The following is a 26,754-nucleotide window of genomic DNA, read 5'->3' on the forward strand; positions in this document are numbered from 1 at the left end:
GCGGGGGCGGCGGGGCGCTGCGGCACAATTGGCCACATGGCCCTCGACCCGAAGATCGCCGACCGGCTCAAGCGCACCCCGGACGGCCTGGTGCCCGCGATCGTCCAGCAGCACGACACCGGGGAGGTGCTGATGCTCGCCTGGATGGACGACGAGGCGCTGCACCGCACGCTCACCACCGGCCGGGCGACCTACTGGTCCCGCAGCCGGGGGGAGTACTGGGTGAAGGGCGACACCTCCGGCCACGTGCAGTGGGTCAGGCACGTCGCGCTCGACTGCGACGGCGACACGGTCCTGCTGAAGGTCGACCAGGTGGGGGCCGCCTGCCACACCGGTGACCGCACCTGCTTCGACGCCGACGTCCTCGACGTGACCGGCGCGCCGTGACCGCTCCCACCCCCGTTCCCGCCGCCGCGCCCGGCCGGGCCGGGTCTCCGGCGGGGCGCTCGCTGCTCGTCTGGCTCGCCGCCTGCGCCGCCGGCGGCGGCCTCGCGCTGCTCGCCGCGGGCAGGCGGTGGGTGACGCTCGGCGCCGCCGGGGGACCCGGGGGAGCGGGGCAGGACGGCCTCACGGGCGGCGACCTGGTCGCCTGGCTCTCACCCGCCGCGCTGGCCGCGCTCGCCGCCGCGGTGGCCGTACTGGCGGCGAGGGGGATCGGGCGGCGGCTGATCGGAGGCGTCGTCGCCCTGCTCGGCGCGGCGGTCGCGGGCGGAGCCTGGGACGGCACCCGCGACGCGACGGTCGCCGCCGCGGCCCGCGCGCACGCGACGGCGGCGACGGTCTCCGGCGCCGCGATCCCGGTGGAGTCGCGCGCCTGGGTCTGGCCGCTGCTCGCCGCCGCGGGCGGGCTCGTCCTGCTCGGGTCCGGGGTGGTGGCGGCGGCGCGCGGCGCGCGCTGGCCCGGCATGTCGGGCAGGTACGAACGGGACGCCGGTCACGCCCGCACGGAGCCGGGACGGGCTGCCGCGCGTGACGCCGACCGCGCCCTGTGGGACGCGCTCGACGAGGGGGAGGACCCCACCGACGATCGGGGGCGCTGAGCCTTTTCGCCCGGGGTGCGAAGAGCCGGAGTTGTTGGACCGTTCCCACCTCAGATTACAAATTGTCCACAAACCCGGTTTCTGCTCTGACCGGTCGCCCGGCTGTCGATAGGCTTCGCGGCGACTTCGTTGATCGCTACAGGAGACCGGATGAGCCACGGGTACCTGCCGGGTGACTCGGGCGGCTACGGCCACCCGCCCGGCGCGGGCGGCGTGCCGCCGGTCTCCGGCTATGGCCACGGGTACGGCTATCCGCCACCGCCCCCTCCGTACGGGTACCACCAACCCCATGGTCCCCGTACGAACGGCATGGCCGTCGCGTCGCTCGTTCTCGGCGTTCTCGGCCTGCTCTTCTGCGGGATCCCCGGGATCGCCGGCGTCATCTGTGGTCACATCGCGTTGCACCAGACGAGGCGGACGGGCGAACAGGGGCGGGGCCTTGCGATCGCCGGGCTGATCCTGTCCTACGCCGGCGCCTCCGTCTGGCTCCTGTACGCGATCGGGCTGGGTCTGCTGGCGGCGCTGAGCGTCACGAGCATCGCCGGTTAGCCCCCACCCCGGGTCTCCCTCCCCTTCGCTCTCCTTCTTCTCCCACTTTCGCTGGAGCATCACATGTCCTACGGCAACGACCCGTACAACCAGGGTGGTTACCCCCCTCAGCAGCCTCCCCAGCAGCCCGGCCCGCAGGGCGGGTACCCGTCCCAGGGCGGCTACCCCCCGCCGCCGCAGGGCTCCTACCCCGCGCCCCCGCAGGGCGGCCAGTACGGCGGCGGCCAGTACGGCGCCGGCGCGTACGGCCAGCCCTCCGGCGGCTACGGCGGCCCCGAGCTCGCCCACTGGGGCCTGCGCGTCGGTGCGTACCTGATCGACGCCCTGATCGTCGGCATCCCGTCCGGCATCCTCTACACCATCGGCGGCTCCATGACCGCCAGCTCCCTCGAGGTGGACCCGAACACGGGGCAGCTCACCTCGACGGGCGGCAGCGGGATCGGCATGATCATCTACCTCCTGGGCTTCGCCGTCGCGATCGGCCTCGGCCTGTGGCTGAAGTACCAGGAGGGCACCACCGGTCAGACGGTGGGCAAGAAGGTCGTCGGCATCAAGACGGTCAAGGAGCAGACGGGCGAGTACATCGGCTTCGGCATGGCCTTCGTCCGCTACCTCTGCCACATCATCGACGGCCTGCCCTGCTACATCGGCTTCCTCTGGCCGCTGTGGGACGCCAAGCGGCAGACCTTCGCCGACAAGATCGTCGGCACCGTGGTCGTGCGCGCCTGAGCGATAGGCTGAGCACGTGGACGTGACCGGACGGCGCGCGTGGGACCGGATTCGGTCGCTGCGCGCGCCGTCCGGCGCCGCGGCAGGTCTCGCCGCGGCGGTGGCGTACCTGGCGGTGGTCGACCCGCACGAGCCGGGTCACTACCCCGTCTGTCCCTTCTACTACCTCACCGGCCTGTACTGTCCGGGCTGCGGCGCCCTGCGCGCCGTGCACGATCTCGCGCACGCCGACCTCGCCGGGGCGGCGCGCATGAACCTTCTCTTTGTCGTTTGCGTTCCTGTCGTGATCGCGGCATGGGCCAGGTGGACGTTACGATCATGGCAGGGGCGGCCCGTGGGCCCGGGCGCCGCACGCCCCGTCTACCTGTGGGGACTGATCGTCGTCGCGGCCGTCTTCTGGGTAGTGCGTAATACGCCTTTCGGGCATTTCCTCGCTCCGTGACGCGACCCTGTGGCCGATCGACGCGAGACGGGCCGATACCATCGCAGGGCAGGACACGCAGAGCAGCCGACGAGAGCAGCCGACCGGAGGGACCCTTGCGCGTGAGCGAGCGGACAGGTGATTCGCGCGAGCTCCGAGCCGAAGGCGAGGAGGACGCGTGAGTGTTCTTGAGGACATCATCGTGGGCGTGCGGGAGGACCTCGAGGAGCGGCAGCGCGACGTGCCGATCGAGGAGCTCAAGCGCATCGCCGCCCGCGCCCCCGAGCCCCGGGACGCCTACGCCGCGCTCGGCGGCGACCGGGTCTCCGTGATCGCCGAAGTGAAGAGGTCGAGCCCGTCCAAGGGCGCGCTCGCCGCCATCGCCGACCCCGCCGCGCTCGCCGCCGACTACGAGGAGGGCGGCGCGCACGTCATCAGCGTGCTGACCGAGCGGCGCAGGTTCGGCGGCACGCTCGCCGACCTCGCGGCGGTGCGGGCCGCGGTCGACGTGCCCGTCCTGCGCAAGGACTTCATCGTCACCTCCTACCAGCTGTGGGAGGCCAGGGCGCACGGCGCCGACCTCGCCCTGCTGATCGTGGCGGCCCTCGACCAGCAGGCGCTCGTCTCGCTGATCGAGCGGGCCGAGTCGATCGGGCTCTGCCCGCTCGTCGAGGTGCACACCGAGGAGGAGCTGATTCGCGCGGTGGACGCCGGCGCGAAGGTCATCGGTGTCAACGCCCGCGACCTGAAGACGCTGCAGGTGGACCGAGAGGTGTTCGCCAGGCTCGCGCCCAAGGTGCCGGACGGCATCATCAAGATCGCGGAGTCGGGGGTGCGCGGGCCGCACGACCTGCTCGCGTACGCGCGGGCGGGGGCCGACGCGGTGCTGGTGGGCGAGAGCCTGGTCACCGGCAGGGACCCCAAGGCCGCGGTCAACGACCTGGTGACCGCCGGCGCGCACCCGGCCTCCCGGCAGGACAGCGGCTCCGAGAGGCACCCGTGAACGACAGCACCGCAGAAGGAGGCCGAGTGACCTCGACGGATGGAACCCTCATCACCCCCGCCGACCTGGCGGGGGGCGGTGTCGGCGGCAACGATCCGGACGTCCAGGGCAAGTTCGGCATATTCGGCGGCCGGTACGTGCCGGAGGCGCTCATCCCGGCCCTCGACGAGGTGGCCGCCGAGTACGAGAAGGCCAAGACCGATCTCGACTTCGTCCGCGAGTTCGACCACCTGCTGCGCACGTACGCGGGCCGTCCCACGACGCTGACCGAGGTGCCGCGCTTCGCCGGGCACGCGGGCGGCGCCCGGATCCTGCTCAAGCGCGAGGACCTCACCCACACCGGCGCCCACAAGATCAACAACGTGCTCGGCCAGGCGCTGCTGACCAAGCGGCTGGGCAAGCGGCGGGTCATCGCGGAGACCGGGGCGGGCCAGCACGGCGTCGCCACGGCCACCGCGGCGGCGCTCATGGGCCTGGAGTGCGTCATCTACATGGGCGCCGTCGACTGCGAGCGCCAGGCGCTCAACGTCGCCAGGATGAAGCTCCTCGGCGCGACGGTCGTCCCGGTCACCAACGGCAGCCAGACCCTCAAGGACGCCATCAACGAGGCGTTCCGCGACTGGGTCACCAACGTGGAGCACACCCACTACCTGTTCGGCACGGTCGCCGGGCCGCACCCGTTCCCCGAGATCGTCCGGGACTTCGCCCGGATCATCGGAGTCGAGGCGCGCCGCCAGGTGCAGGAGCTCGTGGGCCGTCTGCCCGACGCGGTCTGCGCCGCCGTCGGCGGCGGGTCGAACGCCATCGGTCTCTTCCACGCCTTCATCCCCGACGAGGGGGTCCGGCTGTACGGCTACGAGGCCGGCGGGCGGGGCGCGGAGACCGGCGAGCACGCGCTCACCCTCACCCAGGGCAGCGTCGGCGTGCTGCACGGCGCCCGCACCTATGTCCTGCAGGACGACGAGGGCCAGACGATCGAGTCGCACTCGATCTCCGCCGGTCTCGACTACCCCGGCGTGGGCCCCGAGCACGCGTGGCTTAAGGACAGCGGCCGCGCCACCTACGAGGGCGTGACCGACGAGGAGGCCATGGAGGCCTTCGCCCTGCTCGCGCGCACCGAGGGCATCATCCCGGCCATCGAGTCCTCCCACGCGCTCGCGGGCGCGCTGCGGCTCGGCCGCGAGCTCGGCCCGGACGCCGTGATCCTGGTGAACCTCTCGGGACGCGGCGACAAGGACATGGGCACCGCCATGAAGTACTTCAACCTCTGATCCAGCATCGATAGGGCATCCGATGACGACACTCCAGGCGGTGTTCGACAAGGCACGCGCCGAGGACAGGGCCGCGCTCGTCGGCTACCTGCCGGCCGGCTTCCCGACCAAGGACGGCGCGGTGAGGGCCGCGACTGCGATGGTCGAGGCCGGCTGCGACGTGATCGAGATCGGCCTGCCGTACTCCGATCCGCTGATGGACGGCCCGACGATCCAGGACGCGGTGCACCGGTCGCTGGAGAACGGGACCCGCATCGCCGACGTGCTGCGCACCGTCGAGGGCGTCGCGAAGTCCGGGGCCGCGACGCTGGTCATGACGTACTGGAACCCGATCGACCGCTACGGCGCCGAGCGCTTCGCCCGGGACCTCGCCTCGGCGGGCGGCGTGGGGACCATCACGCCGGACCTGACGCCCGAGGAGTCCGGGCCCTGGCTCGACGCGAGCCGGGAGTCCGGCCTCGGCACGGTCTTCCTCGTCGCGCCCAGCTCGCCCGACGAGCGCATCGCCCGGGTCGCCGCCTGCTGCACCGGTTTCGTGTACGCGGCCTCGCTGATGGGCGTGACCGGTGCCCGGGAGTCCGTCAGCTCGGCGGCCGAGGGACTGGTCAAGAAGACCAAGGCCCACACGGCGCTGCCGGTCTGCGTCGGTCTCGGCGTCGGGAACGGCGCCCAGGCCGCCGAGGTCGCGTCGTACGCCGACGGGGTCATCGTGGGGTCGGCCTTCATCCGGCGCCTGCTCGACGCGCCGGACGAGAAGTCCGGTCTCGTGGCGGTACGCGAACTCGCGGAGGAACTCGCCAGGGGTGTCCGGCGCTGAGCCGGATCTCCGGCTTTCTCCCCCCGGTACCGCCGCGAACAGCGGAAACGCCACCGCTTACCATGCTCTTATCCCGCACATGGTGAGGTTGGGTCCCGGTACTGTTCAGTCGGTGTTGCCTACCGGGCGAGGAGTCCCTGATGGTTCAGTTGGCATCCGGCGCTCAGGTCTCCGGCCGGTTACCGTCCGAGAGACCGGCGCACTCCTGGGTCACGACCGCTGCGCGCGTCGTGCTGGCGGCCGTACTGATCGTCGCCGGCGCGCTCAAGATCGGCGCGCCCGCTCTGTCGGTGCAGGCGGTGCTCGCCTACCAGCTGCTGCCGGAATCCCTGGCGCAGGTCGTCGGGTACGGCCTGCCCGTCGTGGAGATCATCACGGGCCTGCTGCTGCTCGTCGGCCTGTTCACCCGGGTGGCGGCGGGAGCCGGCGGCGTGCTGATGGTGGCGTTCGTCGTCGGCATCGGGTCCGCGTGGGCCAGAGGGCTGCGCATCGACTGCGGCTGCTTCGGCGGCGACGGCACCCTCGCCGCGGGCCAGGACCCGAACTACTTCTGGGAACTGGTGCGTGACATCGGGCTGCTCGCCTGCGCGGCGTGGATCGTCGTGAAGCCGGTGAGCCGCCTGTCGCTGGACTCGGCTCTGGGTTTCGGGGGAGCCCGGGAGCCGGTGGACGAGGACGGTCAGGACGAGGGCCGGGACGACCGCGCCTGACACGCAGGACCGCGGTCCGGCTCTGGGTCCGGCCGCGGTGACAGCAGGGGGGAAGGTTCGTGAGCAAGCGGACGAGTGAGGCGGCCAAGGCGCGCATCGCGGCGCAGCGGGAGGCCCTGCGCAAGCAGGATCAGCGCAGGCGCGTCACGATGATCGCCACCATCGTGGTGGTCGTCGTGGTCGCGGCCGCCTTCGTCGTGTGGTCGGTGCGGCAGGGCGCCTCGGAGAAGGTCACCGGCGGCCTCGCCGCCGCGACCGTGCAGGAGGACGGGACCGTGGTGATGGCCCAGCCGGGGGTCACCACGCCGGTGGTCGACGTGTACGAGGACTTCCAGTGTCCCGCGTGCAAGCAGTTCGAGGAGACCAGCGGCGCCACGCTGAAGAACCTGGCCGCCGAGGGCAAGGCGAAGGTCGCCTACCACGTGATCACGATCTTCACGCAGGAGCCGACCAAGAGCAACTCGCTGCGCGCGGCCTCGGCCGCACGGTGCGTCACGGACGGCCGGCAGTGGCTGGCGTTCCACGACAAGCTCTACAAGAACCAGCCGAGCGAGACCTCCAGCGGGTTCTCCGTGGACCAGCTGATCACGTGGGGCAAGGAGGCGGGCGTGACCTCCTCCGGCTTCGACGACTGCGTGCGCAAGCAGGGCAACGTCGCGGCACACCAGGCGTACACGCAGCAGGTCATGACCACGCAGAAGCTGAGCGGCACGCCGACGGTCAAGATCAACGGCAAGGAGATCGACAGCAAGGTCGCGTTCGTGCCGAGCGATCTGCGCGACGCCGTGGTGAACGCCGCCAAGAGCTGACCCGGGCGCAGGCCGAGCCGGACGACCGGACCGTCCCGCGCGCCGCCATCCGGGCCGCGAGGCCCGCCGGACCCGTTCCAGGGTGCGTCCCGGCGGGTCGGCGGGGTTCCGGCCGAGAGCCTCAGCCTCGGTGGGCCGGACGGTAGGACAGGCGGTCCATGCCCACCCGGAGGCGGTGCTGGACCTCCACGATCGCGAGGTGCATGGTCTCCGCCTCGGCCTGGGCGTGCACGGGCTGCCCGTTCACGTCGAGGACCGCCCGCGCGGCGCACCGTTCTCCCGGGCTGAGCGACGGACTGTAGGCGAGGTTGACCCTGGCGTAGAGGATCGGCCTGGCGGTGAACCTGGACACCGACGCGATGCGCTCCCGCGCCTCGGTGACCGCTCCCGCGGGCACCTGCCCGCTCGTCTCCACCGTGACCGCTTCGGGCGTGAGTGTGTCGTTCATGATCGGAGTCTGCCCATTCCGGCCGCCGGCTCACCAGGGACCTGTGGTATCGGACGACGGCCCGTGCGTCGCCTTCCGAAGGGCCGGACGCCTCTACCGCACCTGACACGGGTTTCGCCGCCGCCTGGCGGGTCAGCATTCCGGCATGCCCCGCGACGACCGTTCCGCCCCTCGCTCCGCGCCGATCACCGGCCCCCGGCAGGACGTCGCCGCACGGATCCACCAGGCGATGGTGGCCTTCGCGGCGGGCGACGCGCTCGGCGTGCCGTGGGAGGGGCGCGGGCCGGAGCGGATCGACCCCGAGGAGGTCGTCCGGCTTCCCGCCCCGGACCGGGGATGGCCGCGCGGGTCGACCTCGGACGACACGGCGCAGATGGTGCTGGTCGCACGCTGCCTGGCCGACACCGGCGGCCGCCCCACCTCGCTGGAGTTCCTGACCCGGCTCGCCGAGGCGGCGCCGGCCGTACGCGGCCTCGGACCCACCACGCGGCACGCCCTGGCGCACTTCCACGCCACGGGTGAGCCGCCCGCCCCCTCGGCGGGAGACCGGCCGACCAACGGCGCGGCGATGCGCGTCGCCCCGATCGGCTGGGCCGTTCCGACCGACCGGCCCGGCCTGCGCCGCCGGCTCTGCGAGGTCGTCTCCGCCGCGACGCACCGGGCGCCGGCGGCCGTGGCGGCGGCCCGCGTCATCGCGGCGATGGCGTCGCACGCGCTGGAGGGGGAGAGCGTGCCCGCCCTGCTGGAGGTGGCCGCGGACGAGGCCCGCCGGGCGGACGAGCACGTCCCGCCGACGCCGGCGGACGCCGTGGTGGATGCCGTGGTGGACGCCGCTTATGGACGGTGGACGCCCCCGTCCGAGGGCGTCTCGCTGGACGCCGTCGAGACCGTCGCCGCGGTGGTCCACGTGCTGCGAGAGGCTCCCGCCCTCGCCGCCGCGCTGCCGTACGCCGTGTCCCTGGGCGGCGACACCGACACGGTCGCCGCGCTCGTCGGCGGGGTCCTCGGCGCCCGGGAACCGGAGGGGGTGGCCGCGCTCGACTGGCTCGGGCCGGTGGACCTCGGCGAGTATCCCGCGCTGCCGGACCTCGCGGCCCGCCTGGCCGCCCTCCGCGCGGCTCCGCCGCCGCCCGGATGACCCGCCCCCAGGGGGCCGGAGCACGTCCTGGTACCGATGAACGCGGCGGGCACCGGACTCGCCCTCTCTTGCGGTAACGTCACGTTACATGCCCCTCCTCGCCTCGATTCCCAGCCCGTCACAGGGGGTCTGGAATCTCGGACCGATTCCGATCCGCGCGTACGCCCTGTGCATCGTGCTCGGCGTCGTCGTCGCCGTCTGGATCGGCGAACGCCGCTGGCGCGCCCGCGGCGGTGCTCCCGGGACGGTCACCGACCTCGCGGTCTGGGCCGTGCCGTTCGGCCTCGTCGGCGGACGTCTCTACCACGTCATCACCGACTGGCAGATCTACTTCGGCTCCGACGCGCCCAAGCGGCCGATCGACGCCCTGTTCATCTGGGAGGGCGGCCTCGGCATCTGGGGCGCGATCGCGCTCGGCGCGCTCGGCGTCTGGATCGCCTGCCGCCGCCGCGGCATCTCCTTCACCGCCGTGGCCGACACCCTCGCCCCCGGCGTGGCCGTGGCCCAGGCCATCGGCCGGTGGGGCAACTACTTCAACCAGGAGCTCTTCGGCGGCCCCACCGACCTGCCGTGGGGACTGGAGATCGAGCCGGGCCACCCGGGCACCGTCCCCGGCGCGACCACCTACCACCCGACCTTCCTGTACGAGTCGCTGTGGGACCTGGCGCTCGCCGGCGTGCTGATCCTGGCCGCCCGCCGCTTCGGCCTCCGCCACGGCCGGGTGTTCGCGCTGTACGTCGCGGGCTACACCCTGGGCCGGTTCTGGATCGAGGGGCTGCGGGTCGACCCCGCGCACGAGATCCTCGGGCTGCGCCTGAACCAGTGGACCTCGATCGTCATCTTCCTGTGCGCCGTCGCGTACCTGGTGCTGTCCCGCAACCGGACGGGCGAGGAGCCGGTCGGCGTCTTCGCGGGGGACGGCGAGGACGCCGACCCCGCCCACCGGCGGGACCAGGCCGACGAGCCCGAGCTCGGCGGCGGGGAGGCCGGGAGCCTGCCCGCGGCCCACGAGGACACACCGGAGACGGGCGGCCCGGCCGGCTCCGCCTCCGCGGGTTCCGACGACGCTCCGGCGGACTCCGGTGAGGGGGACAGGGCGCCGGCGGGCGCCGGCGCCACGGGCGACGGCGGGACCATGCCGGAACCGGAGGCCGGGCGGCGATGACCGAGGCCAGGACGGGGGCACGGGCCGAGGCACACCACCAGCACAGGGACGTCACCGGCGGATGGCTGCGGCCCGCGGTGTTCGGCGCGATGGACGGACTGGTGTCCAACTTCGCGCTCATCGCGGGCGTCGCCGGCGGCACCGCCGAGACCAGGATCATCGCCCTCGCCGGCATCGCCGGCCTCGCCGCCGGAGCCTTCTCCATGGCGGGCGGCGAGTACGTGTCGGTCGCCAGCCAGCGCGAGCTGGCCGAGGCGGAGATCGACGTGGAGCGGCGGGAGCTGGAGCGGCACCCCGAGGCCGAGGAGGCCGAGCTGGCCCAGATGTACGTCCAGCGGGGCGTGGATCCGGAGACCGCCAGGGAGGTCGCCCGCCAGATCTCCCGCGACCCGGAGGAGGCGCTCGCCGTCCACACGCGGGCCGAATTGGGTGTGGACCCCGGCGACCTGCCCTCACCGCTGCTCGCCGCCGGATCCTCGTTCTTATCGTTCGCCTTCGGCGCCCTGGTCCCGCTCCTGCCGTACCTGATCGGCGCGCGGAGCCTGTGGATCTCGGCCGCCGCGTCGATGGTGGCGCTGTTCGTCGCCGGCGCGGTGGTCTCGCGCGTGACGGCCAGAAGCTGGTGGTTCAGCGGTCTCCGCCAGCTCGTGGTGGGCGCCGTGGCGGCGGCGCTGACCTGGGGACTGGGGTCGCTGATAGGAACCGGCGGTCTATGACCAAGCGCAAGCGCCGGTCGTCCGCGACGGCCGAGCGCTGGGCCGGACCCACCCTCACCGAGCTCGGGCTGGACGACCGGCAGCAGCGCGTGTTCGTGTGGTCCGTGACCGCCGCGGGCGTCCTGGTGATCGCCCTGGTGCTGACGCTGGTGGTCAACGCGCTGGGCGGAGGCGGACCCGCGGTGCCGACGGGGGCGTCGGCGGACATCGCGGGGCAGGGACTGCCGTCGTCCTTCCAGTCCTGGCCGTCCCTGAAGGAGTTCGCCCCGATCGCGGACCGCAAGGCGGACTCCGCGCCGCTGAGCGTCCAGGAGGTGTTCGGCGCCCGGACGCTCAGCGCGGGAAAGGTCACGCTGCGCCGCCTCACCAGCCGTCCCGACCAGGCCTGCGGGGGAGCGGTGTGGGGCGCCGACCTCGTCGACGCCCTCGCGGAGGCCGGGTGCACCCAGGCCGTCCGCGGCCTGTACGCCACGGCGGACGGGGTCTATATGGCGCAGTACACGCTGTTCAACCTGTCGTCCGTCGCCGCCGCCGAGTCGCTGGCGACGTCGCTGGCGACGCTCTACCGCGGCTCCTGGGTGCAGCCGCTCGAATCCCCCCGGGCGAAGTTCGGCGCCTACAGCGAGGCGAGCGCCCAGGTCATGGGCCACTACCTCGGCGTGGCCTGGATCGGCAGGACCGACGGCGCGGAGCCGGGGGAGACCGACGACTTCGTCATGCTCGGCCTGGCCGTGCGGGAGGCCGAGAGAGCGGTCTTCCGCCGGGTGGTCGCGGTCGCTGGCGTGCCGTCGGACCCCGCCCAGCCGCCGGGCCCGGCCGACACCGCCCAGCCCGCGGAAGACCCGCCGTCCGATCCCGGCGCCTCTCCGGCCTCGTCCGCGAACACGGCCCCTTCTGCGAACACGGCCGCGCCGTCGCCGTCCGTCCCGGCCGCCCGGTAGCAGGTCACCGGGCCGCCCGCCCGTCAGCGCCGGGCAGGCCTGACCGGAGCCCCGGGAGCGTGCCCGGTTCCCCCGCTGGGAGGGGGTGGCCGAGCCGGACGGGAGGGGCGTGTGCCCCCGGCTGACCACGGGCCGAGGACGACCTCGGGCGGCCGATCCTCAGGCCGGGGCGGGGGCGGTGATCTCCGCCGTCAGCTGCGCGAGGCGGTGGAGCGGGAGTTCGAGGGGGGTCGCGTCGCCGGCCCAGGGAGCGGCCTCCTCGACGGCGGCCCTGGCCTGCCGCTTGGTGAGCCCGGCCGTCCCGCCGTGCCCGGCGGTCGCGCCGTGCCCGGGGGCCCCGGCGTGCTCGGGCGGTGTGGTGTGTCCGGGCGTCGTGGTGAGGCCGGTCCTGGTGAGCGCCTCCCGCCAGGTGTTGGCGAGCTTCCCGTGCGCGCTGTCCAGGATCGCGCGGACGATCCGGTCCGGCCCGACCTCCGGCGGCGCGAGCCGTACGGCGTCGAGGACACGGCCCTCGACGGTGAGTTCGTAGACCGGAGCGAGCAACGCGGCCAGCGCGGGCAGCCCGGCGACCGGGGCGGCGGTGAGCACCCGCACGTGCGAGGCCCGGGTCGCGAGCAGCAGGCGGGGCAGGGCCGCCTCCAGCCCGGCCGGCACCGCGATCACCACCCGCCGCGGGTCGGCGGCGTACGGCTTGGCCAGCAGCGTGGCGAGCCGGGTGCGGGGCACCTGCGGCAGCAGGCCGCGCGGCCAGTCCCCGGCGAGCAGGTCCGGCCCGAAGGCGGTCACCGCCGCCTCGTCCGCCGCGCCGTCCACCCCCGTACCGGCCGTGCTGTCCGTCCCCGTACCGGCCGTCCTGCCGGCCGCGCTGTCCACGGCCGTCGCCTGGGCCGCCGCCTGGGCCGCGGCCTTGCCGGGGCGCCCGGCGGACTCCACGGCCTGGGGGCCCTGCGTGTAGATTGCCGTGGCGAGGCGGTCGAGTCGCGCGGCGATCGCCGGCCAGGTCTTCGTGGTGGGACGCAGCACGTACAGGTCCGCCGCGCTGCCGATCGCCTCCGCCCCGTAATACCGGTTGAAGTGCGGAAATATCGCCTCATGCAGCAGGTTGAGGTCGACAAGAGCCTTCTGCACCTTCAGCGCGAGCATCGGGGTGCGCTCGGAGGCGCCGTAGGCCAGGAGGATGCGTCCCCGCTCGCGGTCGCGCAGGCCCTCGGCGGCGCGGGCGGCGAACAGCCCGATCCCGTCCGGCGTGTACGGCGGGTCGGTGATCGCGAGGTCGGCCCAGCCGCGCAGCGACGGCGGCAGGCCGAGACGCAGGTCGGCCCACCGGGTGCGTACCCCGAGGTCCTGGGCGTCGACGAACTCCAGGATGCGGTCGTCGATGTCGGCCACCGCCACCTCGACCTCCGGGTGGACCATCCGCACGGCCAGCGAGGTCAGGTCGTGGTCGCCGACGCACAGCAGGCGGGAGCCGGGCAGCCAGAACCGCCGCCCCAGCAGGAGGGCGCGGCGCAGCACGGTCTCGGCGGTCGCGGAGACGTGGTCGAGCGCGTGCCGGCCCCGGGGAGCCTCGGCGATCAGCCGCTCCAGACGGGCGAGGGTTTCGGCGTGTTCCGGCACCATTTCGGACACCGGATTCCCGAGATCGGAAATTTCCGGCTCGACCCCGGCGTTGTAGCGGTTGACCTGATCCATGGGTATCCGGACACGGTCGCCGCTGTGCTCAAGGGGGAGCGCCCGCAGCAGCGACTCGATCGTCCGCCGTGGCGTCGCGGTCTCCCGTACCAGGTCGGACAGGGTCCACCAGCGGCCGCCCGCCAGGAGCGCCAGTGCTCCGCGCAGGCGCAGGCCGTCCACGCCGGCCTCCGCCAGCAGTTCGTCGATCGCCTCATGACCACCCATGCGCAAACCCTATCGAGGCCCTGTTCACCACGCTGACCTGTGAAGGTTCGCGAAGCAGACCGGGGGGGCACTATTCCGGCAGCGTGTTGTAATCTCTAAGCACCACAACCGCAGCAGGGCCAGCGTCGTCCCTCTGTTCCACGCAGAAGTTGACGACGGGAGTGACTACATGCCTGCTGCCCGCCTTGGCCTTCCCGGAGGTCTCCCCGAGCCTCAGGGACTCTACGACCCCGCCTTCGAGCATGACGCCTGTGGCGTCGCCATGGTCGCGGACGTGCAGGGTCGCCGCAGTTACGACATCGTCGCCAAGGCACTGACTGCCCTCCGCAACCTCGACCACCGGGGCGCGAGCGGCAGCGAGCCGGACACCGGCGACGGCGCGGGCATCCTCACCCAGATCCCCGACGCGTTCTTCCGCGCCGTGGTGGCCGATCTGGGATGGCACAGTGAGCTGCCCGCGGAGGGCGCGTACGCCGCGGGCGCCGCGTTCCTGCCGGCGGACGGGCAGGCGAGGGCCGCCGCGATCGAGACCATCGAGCGGATCGCCGCGGAGGAGGGCGTGAGCATCCTCGGCTGGCGCGAGCTGCCGGTGGACCGCGACCTGCCCGGCGCCACCGCGCGGGCGGCCATGCCCCACTTCGCGCAGCTGTTCGTGACCTCGCCCGGCGGCGAGACCGGCGTCGACCTCGACCGGATCGTGTTCGCCTTCCGCAAGCGGGCCGAGCACGAGGCGGACGTCTACTTCTCCTCGCTGTCCTCGCGGACCATCGTCTACAAGGGCATGCTGACCTCGCTGCAGGTCGAGCCGTTCTTCGCCGACCTGTCCGACGAGCGTTACGTCAGCGCCATCGCGCTCGTCCACTCGCGCTTCTCGACCAACACCTTCCCCTCCTGGCCGCTGGCCCACCCGTACCGGTACGTCGCGCACAACGGCGAGATCAACACCGTCCGGGGCAACCGCAACTGGATGCGCGCCCGCGAGGCGATGCTCGCCACCGGCCTGATCCCGGGCGACCTGCGGCGGCTGTTCCCCATCTGCGACCCGGACGGCTCCGACACCGCCTCGTTCGACGAGACGCTGGAGCTGCTGCACCTCGGCGGCAGGTCGCTGCCGCACGCCGTGCTGATGATGATCCCGGAGGCGTGGGAGAACCACACCGAGATGGACCCGGCCCGCCGGGCCTTCTACGAGTTCCACTCCACCCTCATGGAGGCGTGGGACGGCCCCGCGTCGATCACCTTCTCCGACGGCACGCTGGTCGGCGCGGTCCTCGACCGCAACGGCCTGCGCCCGGGCCGGTTCTGGGTCACCGACGACGGCCTGGTCGTGCTCGCCTCCGAGGCCGGCGTGCTGTCCGACATCCCGCAGGAGAAGGTGGTCCGCAAGGGCCGCCTGCAGCCGGGCCGGATGTTCCTCGTGGACACCGCGCGCGGCCGGATCATCGAGGACGACGAGATCAAGGCCGAGCTCGCCGCCGCCGAGCCGTACGGCGAGTGGCTGCACGCGGGCCTGGTCCGCTTCGAGGAGCTGCCCGAGCGCGAGCACGAGCACCCCACCCACGAGGCGCTGGTCAAGCGGCAGCAGACCTTCGGCTACACCGAGGAGGAGCTCCGGATCATCCTCACGCCGATGGCGCGGAACGGCGCCGAGCCGATCGGCTCGATGGGCACCGACAGCCCCGTCGCCGTGCTGAGCGAGAAGCCGCGGCTGCTGTTCGACTACTTCAGCCAGCTCTTCGCGCAGGTCACCAACCCGCCGCTGGACGCCATCCGCGAGGAGCTCGTCACCTCGCTGCAGTCGACGATCGGCCCCGAGGGCAACCTGCTCGACCCCGGCCCGGCCTCGTGCCGCCGGCTCGTGCTGCCCTACCCGGTGATCGACAACGACGAGCTCGCGAAGATCGTCCACATCAACGACGAGGGCGCGCTGCCCGGCTTCCAGCCGTACGTCGTGTCCGGCCTGTTCGACGCCGCCGGCGGCGGCGAGGCGCTGGTGCGGCGGCTGGAGGAGATCCGCCTGGAGGTCTCCCGGGCCATCGAGGACGGCGCCCGGATCATCGTGCTGTCCGACCGCGGGTCCTCCCGCGAGCGGGCGCCGATCCCGTCGCTGCTGCTCACCGGCGCGGTGCACCACCACCTCATCCGGGAGAAGTCCCGCACCCGGGTCGGCCTGGTGATCGAGACCGGCGAGGCCCGCGAGTGCCACCACATGGCCCTGCTCGTCGGGTACGGCGCCAGCGCGATCAACCCCTACCTCGCCCTGGAGACGGTCGAGGACATGATCGCGACCGGTCAGCTCGACCTGGACCCGCGCAAGGCCGTCCGCAACCTGATCAAGGCGTACGGCAAGGGCGTCCTGAAGGTCATGTCCAAGATGGGCGTGTCCACGGTCGCCTCCTACACCGGCGCGCAGATCTTCGAGGCGCTCGGCCTCGGCGCCGAGGTCATCGACGGGTGCTTCACCGGCACCACCTCCCGCCTCGGCGGCGTCGGCTTCGACGTGCTGGCCAGGGAGGCGCTGGAGCGGCACGCGCGGGCCTACCCCCGCGCGGAGAACCCGCACCGGCGGCTGGAGGTCGGCGGCGAGTACCAGTGGCGCCGCGAGGGCGAGCCGCACCTGTTCAACCCGACCACCGTCTTCAAGCTCCAGCACTCCACCCGCACCCGGCGGTACGAGATCTTCAAGGAGTACACGTCCCTCGTGGACGGGCAGTCCGAGAAGCTCATGACGCTGCGCGGCCTGTTCAGGCTGCGCCCCGCCGGCGCGCCGATCCCGATCGACGAGGTCGAGCCGGTCGAGTCGATCGTCAGGAGGTTCTCCACCGGCGCCATGTCGTACGGCTCCATCTCGATGGAGGCGCACGAGACGCTGGCCATCGCGATGAACCGGCTCGGCGCCAAGTCGAACACCGGCGAGGGCGGCGAGGACCCCGAGCGGCTGCACGACCCCGAGCGGCGCAGCGCGATCAAGCAGGTGGCCTCCGGCCGGTTCGGCGTGACCAGCGAATACCTGGTCAACGCGGACGACCTGCAGATCAAGATGGCGCAGGGCGCCAAGCCCGGCGAGGGCGGCCAGCTGCCCGGCCACAAGGTGTACCCGTGGATCGCCAAGACCCGGCACTCCACCCCCGGCGTCGGCCTCATCTCGCCGCCGCCGCACCACGACATCTACTCGATCGAGGACCTCGCCCAGCTCATCCACGACCTGAAGAACTCCAACCCGCGCGCCCGCGTCCACGTGAAGCTGGTCGCAGAGGTCGGGGTCGGGACCGTGGCGGCGGGCGTCAGCAAGGCCCATGCCGACGTCGTGCTGATCTCCGGCCACGACGGCGGCACCGGCGCCTCCCCGCTGACCTCGGTCAAGCACGCGGGCGCCCCCTGGGAGCTCGGCCTGGCCGAGACCCAGCAGACGCTGCTGCTCAACGGGCTGCGCGACCGCATCGTCGTGCAGGCCGACGGCCAGCTCAAGACCGGCCGCGACGTGGTCATCGCGGCGCTGCTCGGCGCCGAGGAGTACGGCTTCGCCACCGCTCCGCTGGTCGTCTCCGGCTGCGTCATGATGCGGGTCTGCCACCTCGACACCTGCCCGGTGGGCGTGGCCACGCAGAACCCCGAGCTGCGCAAGCGGTTCAGCGGCAAGCCCGAGTTCGTGGTGAACTTCTTCGAGTTCGTCGCCCAGGAGGTGCGCGAGTACCTCGCCGAGCTCGGCTACCGCTCGCTGGACGAGGTCATCGGGCGGGCCGACCTGCTCGACACCACCCGCGCGGTCGAGCACTGGAAGGCCGCCGGCCTCGACCTGTCGCCGATCCTGCACCAGCCGGAGCTGCCCGAGGGCACCCCGCGCCGCAGGGTCGCCGAGCAGGACCACGGGCTCGACAAGGCACTGGACAACACGCTGATCCAGCTCGCCGAGGGCGCGCTGAACCTCGGCGAGCCGGTCACGCTGGAGCTGCCCATCCGCAACGTCAACCGCACGGTCGGCACCATGCTCGGCCACGAGGTGACCAAGCGGTACGGCGGCGAGGGCCTGCCCGACAACACGATCGACGTGTCGTTCACCGGCTCGGCGGGCAACTCGTTCGGCGCGTTCGTGCCGCGCGGCGTCACCCTGCGGCTGACCGGCGACGCCAACGACTACCTCGGCAAGGGCCTGTCGGGCGGCCGGATCGTGGTCCGGCCGCACCCCGACGCTCCGTTCGAGGCCGAGACGCAGGTCGTCTCGGGCAACGTCGGCCTGTACGGCGCGACGTCCGGCGAGGTCTTCGTCCGCGGCATCGTGGGCGAGCGGTTCTGCGTCCGCAACTCCGGCGCCACCGCCGTCGTCGAGGGCGTGGGCGACCACGGCTGCGAGTACATGACCGGCGGCCGGGCCGTCGTCCTCGGCGCGACCGGCCGCAACTTCGCCGCCGGCATGTCGGGCGGCGTGGCCTACGTGCTCGACCTGCGGCCCGAGCGGGTCAACCGCGAGATGGTCGAGCTCGAGGCGCTGGACGACGAGGACGCCGAGTTCCTGCGGGAGATCGTCGACAGGCACCTCACGGAGACCGGGTCCACGGTGGCCAAGGCGCTGCTGGCGGACTGGGACGCCGCGCTCGGCCGGTTCGCGAAGATCATGCCGTCCGACTACAAGCGGGTCCTGCTGGCGCGGGCCGCCGCCGAGGCCGAGGGCCGCGACATCGACGAGGCGGTCATGGCCGCCGCCCACGGGTGACGCCGATGAGCGTAATCACCACCACCATTCCCACGCGACGATAAGGGGGGTACACCGATGGCTGACCCGAAGGGGTTCCTGACACACGGGCGCGAGCTGCCGGCGCGCCGCCCGGTCGACGTGCGCATCCGCGACTGGCGCGAGGTCTACGAGGACTTCCCCAAGCCCGCGTTGTCCAAGCAGGCGGCCCGCTGCATGGACTGCGGCATCCCGTTCTGCCACAACGGCTGCCCGCTCGGGAACCTCATCCCCGAGTGGAACGACCTCGTCTACCGCGACGACTGGCGCGAGGCGATCGAGCGGCTGCACGCGACCAACAACTTCCCGGAGTTCACCGGCCGCCTGTGCCCCGCTCCGTGTGAGTCGGCGTGCGTGCTCGGCATCAACTCCGACCCGGTCGCGATCAAGCGGGTGGAGGTCGAGATCGTCGACCGGGCCTTCGCCGAGGGCTGGGTCACGCCGCAGCCGCCCGCCGTCAAGACCGGCCGCAAGGTCGCGGTCGTCGGCTCCGGCCCGGCCGGCCTCGCGGCCGCGCAGCAGCTCACCCGCGCCGGGCACGACGTGGTCGTGTTCGAGCGGGCCGACCGGATCGGCGGGCTGCTCCGCTACGGCATCCCCGAGTTCAAGATGGAGAAGCGGCACGTCGACCGCCGAATCGCCCAGATGGAGGCCGAGGGCACCGAGTTCCGCACCGGCGTCAATGTCGGCGTGGACGTCACGGCGGCCGAGCTGCGCGAGGAGTTCGACGCGATCGTGCTCGCGGGCGGCGCCACGGCGTGGCGCGACCTGCCGGTGCCCGGCCGCGAGCTCAAGGGCGTCTACCAGGCGATGGAGTATCTCCCCCCGGCCAACAAGGCCCAGGAGGGCGACTACGCCGAATCGCCGATCTCGGCGGAGGGCAAGCACGTCGTCGTGATCGGCGGTGGCGACACCGGCGCCGACTGCATCGGCACCGCGATCCGGCAGGGCGCGCTGTCGGTCACCCAGCTGGAGATCATGCCGAGGCCGCCGGCGGACCGTCCCGGCAGCCAGCCGTGGCCGACGTACCCGATGCTGTTCAAGATGGAGAGCGCGCACGAGGAGCTGGAGGCCGGGGCGGGCGACCGCGTGTACGCGGTGTCCACCACCGAGTTCGCCGGCGACGACGAGGGCAATGTGCGGGCGCTGCGCCTGGTCGAGGTCGAGGGCCCGGCGGCGGGGTTCGCGCCGATCCCCGGCACCGAGCGGGAGATCCCGGCCGACCTGGTCACCCTCGCCATGGGCTTCCTCGGCCCGGAGAAGGGCCCGCTGCTGAACGACCTCGCCGCCCTGTCGGGCGACCCGGAGTCGTTCTTCGACGCCCGTGGCAACGTGGCCAGGAACTCCTCGTACGAGACGTCGGTGGAGGGCGTGTTCTCGGCCGGTGACATGGGCCGCGGCCAGTCGCTGATCGTGTGGGCGATCGCCGAGGGCCGGTCCGCGGCGGCGGCGGTCGACCAGCACCTGAGCGGCCGTACGGTCCTGCCCGTGCCGATCCCCCCGACGGCGCGGCCCCTCGTCTGATCGCGATGTGAGCCGCCGGCGCGGTCCTCAGGGGACCGGACCGCGTTCCGGCGGCGTCACGCGGCAAATCGGGAATATCTCCATCTCGGGAGGCCAGGCCGCGCGGCGGCCGGCCCGTGCGGCCCTCGGGCCACGCGGTCCGGCGGGTTGCGACGCGCGGCCGGCTGCCGGGAAGATGCTGAGCCCGATCACCGGGCCCGGAATCGAGGAGGAGCGTTGCACGCACGGGGGCGGCTCGCCGGGGCCATCATGTCGGTCGCACTGCTCGGCGGGCCGGGCGCCCCGTCGGGCACGCCAGGGATACCGGGCATACCGGTCGCGCTGAGCACACCGAGCCCATCTGGCCCATCCAGCTCGTCAAGCCCGTCGGGAAACGGGCAGGCCGGTGACTACCTGGTCTTCTACGTGGACGGCGGGCGGGCCGCCGCGCAGCGGGCGGCCGAGGCCGCCGGCGGCACGGTGCGGGTCCACGACGACCGCCTCGGCTATCTCGTCGTGCGCACGTCCGCGCCCGAGCGGATCGGCGACGACCCCGCCGTGGTCGGCGTCGCCCGCGACCGCCCCATCGGCCGGACCGCCGACGCCCCCGTCTCCGCCGGGCCGGGGCGTACGCTCCCCGGCGCGTGGCGCCCGGGCACGGCCGCGCGGGCGGGCGGCGCGGAGCCGCTCGCCGACCGGCAGTGGAACATGAGGATGATCGGCGCCACGCCCACGGGCTCCTACGCGAAGGCGAGGGGCAGCCGCAAGGTGCTGGTCGGCGTGATGGACACCGGCGTCGACGGCCGGCACCCGGACATCGCGCCGAACTTCGACCGGGCGCTGAGCCGCAACTTCGTGACCGACCAGCCCACCGACCCCAACGGGAAGAAGCTCGACGGGCCCTGCGAGTACAAGGGGTGCAAGGACCCGGCCGACGTCGACGACGACGGCCACGGCACCCACGTCGCGAGTACGATCGGGTCGCCGATCAACGGCATCGGCGTCGCCGGCGTCGCCCCCGACGTGTCGCTGGTCAACCTGCGCGCCGGCACCGACTCGGGCTTCTTCTTCCTCAAGCCGACCCTGGACGCCCTGGAGTACGCCGCCGACATCGGCGTCGACGTGGTCAACATGAGCTTCTACGTCGACCCGTGGACGTTCAACTGCCCGGACAACCCCGATGACACGCCCGCCGAGCGGTCGGAGCAGCGGGCGATCCTGGAGGGGATGCGGCGGGCGGTGAACTACGCCCGGTCGCACGGCGTCACGCTGATCACCGCCATCGGGAACGCCGGGGGAGACCTCGGCAAGCCGAAGACGGACACCACCAGCCCGGACTTCCCGAGGGGCTCCGAGAAGAACCGGTCCGTCGACAACTCCTGCCGCAACGTCCCGGCCGAACTCGACGGCGTCATCTCGGTGTCCGCGGTCGGCCCGAGCGGCCGCAAGGCGCCGTACTCCGACTACGGCACCGAGCAGACCGACATCGCGGCGCCGGGCGGTGACGTCTTCGACGGCGGCACCGCGCTGCGGGGGCCGAGCCGGGAGATCCTCGCCGCCGCCCCCGAGCACGTCCTGCGCGCCCAGGGGCGCCTCGACGCCAAGGGCGTGCCGAAGGACGACTCGGTGATCCGCGAGTGCCGTGCCAGGAAGTGCGCCTACTACCAGTACATGGAGGGCACCTCGATGGCGGCGCCGCACGTGACCGGCGTGGCGGCCATCATCATCGGGCGGTTCGGCAAGCCGGGCTGGGGCGGGCTCCAGATGGACCCCGCGGAGGTGGAGCGCCTGCTGTACGCCACGGCGACGCCGAAGGACTGCCCCTCGCCCCGCACGTACCGCTACGGGACCGGCGAGACGCAGGTCTGCGAGGGCCCCGCGAGCCGGAACGGCTTCTTCGGCCACGGACTGGTCGACGCCGCCCGGGCCGCGACCGTCGCCCGCTGACCCGTCTGAGTATCGGCCCGGATGAGTACCGAACTGAGTAGGCCGCCGGATGGCCGGCGGCCGGACGGCGATCTACCCTCGGCTTCTCGGGAGGGCAGATCATGATCTACCGGTTCGTCTGGCAGGCCACGATGGCCGTGCACTTCCTGGTCATCGCCTACATCGCCCTGGGCGGTTTCCCCGCCTGGTGGCGGCCCCGGCTGGCCTGGCCGCACCTCGCGCTGTGCGCCTGGGCGCTGGTCCAGCTCGCCGGGCTGGTGGAGTGCCCGCTGACCGCGCTGGAGAACTGGGGGCGCGCCCGGGCGGGGGAGCGCGGCCTGCTGCCCGGCGGCTTCATCGACACCTACATCGAAGGGATCGTCTATCCGGAGGAGTACGTCACGGCCGTCCGGCTGGCGGTGATCGCCGTCGTGCTCGTCTCCTGGGCCGGTCTGGCGGTCGTCATCCGCCGACGCCGCAGACGTCCTCCGCGTACGACAGGAACGTCCGCTGCACCGGCGCCGGAGGCGTCGCGATGAGGTAGCGCCGCTCGCCCGCCCCCACCATCCCGTAGATCGGGAACAGGTACGCCTTCTTCGCCTCGGCGAAGGCGTGCCAGTCGCAGCGGGCGGGGGTGACCTCCACCGGGATCTCCAGGCGCGGCGTCCCCGCCTCCAGCACCGCCACCGGGCGGCTCCGGCCCGACAACGGCTTCATGTCGTAGTGCGTGGTGCCGCCCAGCTCGTCGATCGTCACCGGCTCCGCGCCCTGCTTCCTGGTCACCAGGAGCACCCCGCGCAGCGTCCGGCCGGACCTGGTCCAGGTGTCCCCGAAGGTCACGTCCGCCGCCAGGCGCAGGAGGTACGCCCCGCACTCGGCCTTCACCAGACCCGCCAGCAGCGGGTCCGGATGGCGTACGGGGAACTCCACCCTGCGCGCCGGCCCCTCGCCCGCCTGCACGTTCGCCACGACGACGGCGGGGCGCACCGGCGGGATCGTCGCGGGGTCGCACCGCGCCTCGCCGTAGGGGATCCGCAGGTCGGTGCGCGGAGTCCGGCCGAGCGTGGAGTCCACCCGGGTCGGCGGGAGAGTGGCGAAGGAGCCGGTGACGAGTTGCACGTCCAGGAACCGGACGGGGGCGTCGCCGTCGTTGCGCACGGACACCTCGAGCTCGTGGGCCGCCTCGTCGCTGCGCCACTGGTTCAGGGACACCGAAACGCCCGGCGGAGGAGCGGGAGATTCGGTAGCCTGGCCTCCGCACGCCGCCAGGGTGAACAGCGCCGTTATCGCCCCCCATGCCCGGGTACGTTCCATGGCTGCAGGCTAGGGCACGCGGGTGATCGCGTGAAGTGTCTGAACATTTGGCGACGGCTGTGTGTGCCGTCACATCGAGTGGTCTGTACCAATTAGGGTAGTGTTGTGAGTCGTCGAGCAAAGATCGTCTGTACCCTCGGGCCCGCCACCTCCTCGCCGGAGCGCCTTCGCGAGCTCATCAAGGCGGGCATGAACGTGGCCCGTTTCAACCTCTCCCACGGCAGCCACGAGCTGCACAAGGAGGTGTTCGACCGGGTCAGGGCCGCCGCCGACGAGCTTGGCTGCGCCGTCGGCGTCCTCGCCGACCTCCAGGGTCCCAAGATCCGCGTCGGACGCTTCGCCTCCGGCCCCGTCCGGCTCGGCTTCGGCGACGTCTTCACCATCACCACCGAGGACGTCCCCGGGGACCGTGACATCGTGTCCACCACCTACGATGGCCTGCCCGGCGACGTCAGTCCCGGTGACACCATCCTCGTCGACGACGGACGGCTGAACCTCGAGGTGACCGCGGTCGAGGGACCGCGTGTCGTCACCCGCGTCGTCATCGGCGGCATGATCTCCGACAATAAGGGCCTCAACCTCCCCGGCGTCGCCGTCAGCGCCCCGGCGCTCACGGAGAAGGACGAGGAGGACCTGCGCTGGGCCCTTCGCACCGGCTTCGACATGATCGCCCTGTCGTTCGTCCGGTCGCCGGAGGACGCCGCCCTCGTCCACGGGATCATGGAGGAGGAGGGCGTCCGGCTCCCGCTCCTCGCCAAGATCGAGAAGCCGCAGGCCGTCGAGTGCCTGGAGGAGATCGTCGACGCCTTCGACGGCGTGATGGTCGCCCGCGGCGACCTCGGCGTCGAGCTTCCGCTGGAGCAGGTGCCGATCGTCCAGCGCCGCATCATCGAGCTGTGCCGCGAGAAGGCCCACCCGGTCATCGTGGCCACCCAGATGCTCGACTCGATGATGAGCGCCCCGCGGCCCACCCGCGCCGAGGCGTCCGACGTCGCGTACGCGGTGATGGACGGCGCCGACGCGGTGATGCTGTCCGGCGAGACCTCGGTCGGCACCTACCCGATCGAGTCGGTGGCCACGATGGACCGCATCGCGGTCGCGGCGGAGGGCACCACGCTGCAGGCCACCCACAACCTGGACCGGCTGCCCGAGACGACCGGCGGCGCCATCGCCCGCGCGGCGGCCGAGGTCGGCGCGATCGTCAAGGCCAAGGCCCTGGTGGCGTTCACGATGTCCGGTGAGACCGCCCGCCGTCTGGCGCGCTACCGCTCGTCGATCCCGCTGCTCGCCTTCACCTCCAACCCGCAGGTGCGCGGCCAGCTGGCGCTCACCTGGGGCGTCGAGACGTTCGAGGTGCCGTTCGTCCACCACACCGACGACATGGTGCGCCAGGTGGAGGCCTCGCTGCTCGCGCTCGGCGTGTGCGAGAAAGGCGACAAGATCGTCGTCGTGGCGGGCTCCCCGCCCGGCAACCACGGGTCCACCAACGCGCTGCGCGTCCACACCGTCGGCTCGCTCGTCGCCCACCCGGCGGGCTGACACCGGCGGCCCGCGGGGGCCGAGCCTTGAGGGCCCGGCCCCCGCGGGAGCTGTGATCCCCGGCGGCGGGATCAAACCGCTTGCGGGCGCGGCGTTCTTCGACGGAGCATGGCAGGAGCGAGTAATCCGTCCTGTCAGACGCCGGAGGAGCGCTGCGCCCGTTGATGGCATCCCCCCAGACCCCCGGGCCCGTCCACAGCCGGTCGTCGTGGCGCTCGCTGTGGCGGCTGCGGACCTACCTGCGGCCGTACGCCGGCAGCCTGGTCGTCTCGTGGTTCGCGGCACTCGGCGGCATCGCGGCCGGCACGGTGATCCCCCTCGTCGGCAAGGAGATCATCGACGGGCCGGTGGCCCATGGGGACCTGGCCGGGCTGGTGCCGCTCGGGCTGCTCGCCCTCGGCCTCGGCGTGACCGAGGCGCTTCTCACGTTCGTCCGCCGGTGGTCGCAGGCAGGGCCGGTCCTCGGCCTCGAGACCGCGATCCGCGACGACCTCTACCGGCGGCTCCAGCGGCTGCCGATGAGCTTCCACGACGGGTGGCAGTCGGGCCAGCTGCTGTCCCGCGCGACGAGCGACCTGTCCACGATCCGCCGGTTCCTCGGGTTCGGCGTGCTGTTCCTGATCATGAACATCCTGCAGCTCACCGCGGTGACGGTGGTGCTCCTCCGGATGTACTGGCCGCTCGGCCTGCTCGTCGCCGCCTCCTCGCTCCCGGTCGTGGCCCTGTCGCTGCGGTTCGAGCGGCGCTACATCGGCATCTCCCGCCGGCTGCAGGACCAGCAGGGCGACCTCGCGACGCTCGTCGAGGAGTCGGCCGTCGGAGTCCGCACCGTCAAGGCGTTCGGGCGGCGCGAACACGTCTTCGGCGGGTACGCCGCCGCCGCGCGGGAGGTCCGCCGCACCGCCCTGGGGAAGGTCCGCCTGGCCTCCCGGTTCTTCACCTTCCTCGAAGTGGTGCCGAACGTCACGCTCGCGCTGGTCCTGCTGCTCGGCGCGATCGCGGTCGGGGCCGGCGCGCTGACGCTCGGCACGCTGGTCGCGTTCACCACGCTGGTCCTCCAGCTCGTCTGGCCGGTCGCCTCCCTCGGCTACATCCTCGCCATGGGGCAGGAGGCGATGACCTCGGCCGACCGGGTCGTCGAGGTGCTCGACACGGTCCCCGCGATCCGCGGCGGCGCGTCCGTCATCGAGCGCCCCCGCGGCCACGTCCGCTTCGAGGGCGTGGAGTTCCGCTTCCCCGGCGCGGACCGCCCGGTGCTGCGCGACGTCTGGCTGGAGGTGCGGCCGGGGGAGACCGTCGCCGTCGTCGGGGCCACCGGTTCGGGCAAGACGACCCTGACCACCCTCGTGCCCCGCCTGTGCGACGTCACCGCGGGCCGCGTCACCATCGACGGGCACGACGTACGGCACCTGTCGCTGGCCTCGCTGCGTTCGGTGGTCGCCACCGCGTTCGAGGAGCCCACGCTGTTCTCCATGAGCGTGCGCGAGAACGTCACGCTCGGCCGGGGCGACGCCACCGAGGAGGAGATCAGGCAGGCCCTGGAGATCTCGCAGGCGACGTTCGCCTACGACCTGCCGTGGGGGCTCGACACCCGCATCGGCGAGCAGGGCATGTCGCTGTCGGGCGGCCAGCGGCAGCGGCTGGCGCTGGCCCGGGCCGTGCTCGGCCGGCCGCGCGTGCTCGTGCTCGACGACACCCTGTCGGCGCTCGACGTGGAGACCGAGGCGCTGGTGGAGGAGGCGCTGCGCCGCGTGCTCGCCGACGCCACCGGCATCGTCGTGGCCCACCGCGCCTCGACGGTGCTGCTCGCCGACCGCGTGGCGCTGCTGCGCGACGGCACCATCGCCCACGTCGGGCGCCACGGCGACCTGCTGGCCACGGTGCCGGAATACCGCGAACTGCTCGCCCAGGACGCCGGCCTCGACGCCGAGAGATCCGCGCCATGACCCACGACACCGGCAGCGAAGCGGGAAACACCGAGCGAGCCGGAGGGGCGCGCCGCCGGTCTGGACTGAGGAGTGTGCGGGAGCGAAGCGACCAAGCGCGACGAGGGAAGAGCCCGTTGCGCGCCTCCGGCGCGACCCCGG

General features: G+C 72.9%; 23 protein-coding genes. 20 read left to right on the forward strand and 3 right to left on the reverse strand.

Going from position 1 to position 26,754, the window contains the following annotated elements; genetic code table 11:
- Positions 1 to 36 precede the first annotated feature (36 nt).
- From hisI to HHX33_RS27535, 10 genes are all read left to right on the forward strand, one after another.
- Positions 37 to 387, forward strand: a complete 351-nt coding sequence (hisI, locus tag HHX33_RS27490) for a phosphoribosyl-AMP cyclohydrolase (RefSeq protein WP_111697426.1) — start codon at positions 37 to 39, stop codon at positions 385 to 387.
- Positions 384 to 1,040 carry a TIGR02234 family membrane protein gene (locus HHX33_RS27495; protein ID WP_182877127.1) on the forward strand — a complete coding sequence of 219 codons (657 nt, stop codon included), beginning with the start codon at positions 384 to 386 and terminating at the stop codon, positions 1,038 to 1,040. Before hisI ends, HHX33_RS27495 begins: the two co-directional genes overlap by 4 nt.
- Before the next feature lie 150 nt (positions 1,041 to 1,190).
- Positions 1,191 to 1,589 carry a DUF4190 domain-containing protein gene (locus HHX33_RS27500; RefSeq protein WP_182877128.1) on the forward strand — a complete coding sequence of 133 codons (399 nt, stop codon included), beginning with the start codon at positions 1,191 to 1,193 and terminating at the stop codon, positions 1,587 to 1,589.
- Between the two features lie 63 nt (positions 1,590 to 1,652).
- Positions 1,653 to 2,318: an RDD family protein gene (locus tag HHX33_RS27505; RefSeq protein WP_117410533.1), complete on the forward strand. Its 666-nt coding sequence runs from the start codon at positions 1,653 to 1,655 to the stop codon at positions 2,316 to 2,318.
- Positions 2,319 to 2,334: 16 nt separating this feature from the next.
- Positions 2,335 to 2,760 carry a DUF2752 domain-containing protein gene (locus HHX33_RS27510; RefSeq protein WP_117410534.1) on the forward strand — a complete coding sequence of 142 codons (426 nt, stop codon included), beginning with the start codon at positions 2,335 to 2,337 and terminating at the stop codon, positions 2,758 to 2,760.
- 157 nt (positions 2,761 to 2,917) lie between these two features.
- Complete coding sequence (gene trpC / locus HHX33_RS27515) at positions 2,918 to 3,742, forward strand: indole-3-glycerol phosphate synthase TrpC (protein WP_182877129.1); 825 nt, start codon at positions 2,918 to 2,920, stop codon at positions 3,740 to 3,742.
- A gap of 65 nt (positions 3,743 to 3,807) precedes the next feature.
- The gene (gene trpB, locus HHX33_RS27520; protein ID WP_220498593.1) at positions 3,808 to 5,013 is read left to right on the forward strand and encodes a tryptophan synthase subunit beta; all 1,206 of its coding nucleotides are present in this window, start codon (positions 3,808 to 3,810) and stop codon (positions 5,011 to 5,013) included.
- Between the two features lie 22 nt (positions 5,014 to 5,035).
- Positions 5,036 to 5,830 carry a tryptophan synthase subunit alpha gene (gene trpA / locus HHX33_RS27525; protein ID WP_182877131.1) on the forward strand — a complete coding sequence of 265 codons (795 nt, stop codon included), beginning with the start codon at positions 5,036 to 5,038 and terminating at the stop codon, positions 5,828 to 5,830.
- Positions 5,831 to 5,970: 140 nt separating this feature from the next.
- Positions 5,971 to 6,540 (forward strand): DoxX family protein, encoded by a 570-nt coding sequence (locus HHX33_RS27530; protein WP_182877132.1) that lies wholly within the window; start codon positions 5,971 to 5,973, stop codon positions 6,538 to 6,540.
- Positions 6,541 to 6,599: 59 nt separating this feature from the next.
- Positions 6,600 to 7,349, forward strand: a complete 750-nt coding sequence (locus HHX33_RS27535; protein WP_310737883.1) for a DsbA family protein — start codon at positions 6,600 to 6,602, stop codon at positions 7,347 to 7,349.
- A gap of 121 nt (positions 7,350 to 7,470) precedes the next feature.
- On the opposite strand, the gene HHX33_RS27540 is transcribed toward HHX33_RS27535, so the two are convergent.
- The gene (locus HHX33_RS27540) at positions 7,471 to 7,797 is read right to left on the reverse strand and encodes a hypothetical protein (RefSeq protein WP_182877133.1); all 327 of its coding nucleotides are present in this window, start codon (positions 7,795 to 7,797) and stop codon (positions 7,471 to 7,473) included.
- A gap of 145 nt (positions 7,798 to 7,942) precedes the next feature.
- Here HHX33_RS27540 and HHX33_RS27545 point away from each other — a divergent pair, with 145 nt between their 5' ends.
- From HHX33_RS27545 to HHX33_RS27560, 4 genes are all read left to right on the forward strand, one after another.
- Positions 7,943 to 8,935 (forward strand): ADP-ribosylglycohydrolase family protein, encoded by a 993-nt coding sequence (locus tag HHX33_RS27545; protein WP_182877134.1) that lies wholly within the window; start codon positions 7,943 to 7,945, stop codon positions 8,933 to 8,935.
- An 88-nt stretch (positions 8,936 to 9,023) separates the two neighbouring features.
- Entirely contained in the window at positions 9,024 to 10,100 is a 1,077-nt protein-coding gene (gene lgt / locus HHX33_RS27550) for a prolipoprotein diacylglyceryl transferase (RefSeq protein WP_182877135.1), read from the forward strand.
- Positions 10,097 to 10,816 carry a VIT1/CCC1 transporter family protein gene (locus HHX33_RS27555; RefSeq protein WP_117410543.1) on the forward strand — a complete coding sequence of 240 codons (720 nt, stop codon included), beginning with the start codon at positions 10,097 to 10,099 and terminating at the stop codon, positions 10,814 to 10,816. Before lgt ends, HHX33_RS27555 begins: the two co-directional genes overlap by 4 nt.
- Positions 10,813 to 11,757, forward strand: coding sequence for a hypothetical protein (locus HHX33_RS27560; RefSeq protein ID WP_182877136.1), 945 nt, complete (start codon positions 10,813 to 10,815; stop codon positions 11,755 to 11,757). Before HHX33_RS27555 ends, HHX33_RS27560 begins: the two co-directional genes overlap by 4 nt.
- Before the next feature lie 159 nt (positions 11,758 to 11,916).
- Here the strand turns inward: HHX33_RS27560 and HHX33_RS27565 are convergent, their stop codons facing one another.
- Positions 11,917 to 13,656, reverse strand: coding sequence for a bis-aminopropyl spermidine synthase family protein (locus HHX33_RS27565; RefSeq protein ID WP_182877137.1), 1,740 nt, complete (start codon positions 13,654 to 13,656; stop codon positions 11,917 to 11,919).
- A gap of 169 nt (positions 13,657 to 13,825) precedes the next feature.
- On the opposite strand from HHX33_RS27565, the gene gltB reads away from it, so the two are divergent.
- From gltB to HHX33_RS27585, 4 genes are all read left to right on the forward strand, one after another.
- Positions 13,826 to 18,367, forward strand: a complete 4,542-nt coding sequence (gene gltB / locus HHX33_RS27570; protein ID WP_182877138.1) for a glutamate synthase large subunit — start codon at positions 13,826 to 13,828, stop codon at positions 18,365 to 18,367.
- A gap of 57 nt (positions 18,368 to 18,424) precedes the next feature.
- Positions 18,425 to 19,909 carry a glutamate synthase subunit beta gene (locus HHX33_RS27575; RefSeq protein ID WP_182877139.1) on the forward strand — a complete coding sequence of 495 codons (1,485 nt, stop codon included), beginning with the start codon at positions 18,425 to 18,427 and terminating at the stop codon, positions 19,907 to 19,909.
- A gap of 216 nt (positions 19,910 to 20,125) precedes the next feature.
- On the forward strand, positions 20,126 to 21,835 hold the full coding sequence (locus tag HHX33_RS27580; protein ID WP_259402911.1) for a S8 family peptidase: 1,710 nt from the start codon (positions 20,126 to 20,128) through the stop codon (positions 21,833 to 21,835).
- Between the two features lie 101 nt (positions 21,836 to 21,936).
- The gene (locus HHX33_RS27585; RefSeq protein ID WP_182877140.1) at positions 21,937 to 22,353 is read left to right on the forward strand and encodes a DUF2784 domain-containing protein; all 417 of its coding nucleotides are present in this window, start codon (positions 21,937 to 21,939) and stop codon (positions 22,351 to 22,353) included.
- Here the strand turns inward: HHX33_RS27585 and HHX33_RS27590 are convergent.
- Positions 22,277 to 23,128 (reverse strand): hypothetical protein, encoded by an 852-nt coding sequence (locus HHX33_RS27590; RefSeq protein ID WP_182877141.1) that lies wholly within the window; start codon positions 23,126 to 23,128, stop codon positions 22,277 to 22,279. The two genes, HHX33_RS27585 and HHX33_RS27590, sit on opposite strands and share 77 nt — an antisense overlap.
- A 105-nt stretch (positions 23,129 to 23,233) precedes the next feature.
- Between HHX33_RS27590 and pyk the strand changes: the two genes are divergently transcribed.
- Positions 23,234 to 24,667: a pyruvate kinase gene (gene pyk, locus HHX33_RS27595; RefSeq protein ID WP_182877142.1), complete on the forward strand. Its 1,434-nt coding sequence runs from the start codon at positions 23,234 to 23,236 to the stop codon at positions 24,665 to 24,667.
- A 164-nt stretch (positions 24,668 to 24,831) separates the two neighbouring features.
- On the forward strand, positions 24,832 to 26,613 hold the full coding sequence (locus tag HHX33_RS27600) for an ABC transporter ATP-binding protein (protein ID WP_182877143.1): 1,782 nt from the start codon (positions 24,832 to 24,834) through the stop codon (positions 26,611 to 26,613).
- Positions 26,614 to 26,754 lie beyond the last annotated feature (141 nt).

Origin of the sequence: Microbispora sp. H10670, assembly GCF_014161385.1 — a bacterium.
Classification (GTDB): domain Bacteria; phylum Actinomycetota; class Actinomycetes; order Streptosporangiales; family Streptosporangiaceae; genus Microbispora; species Microbispora triticiradicis.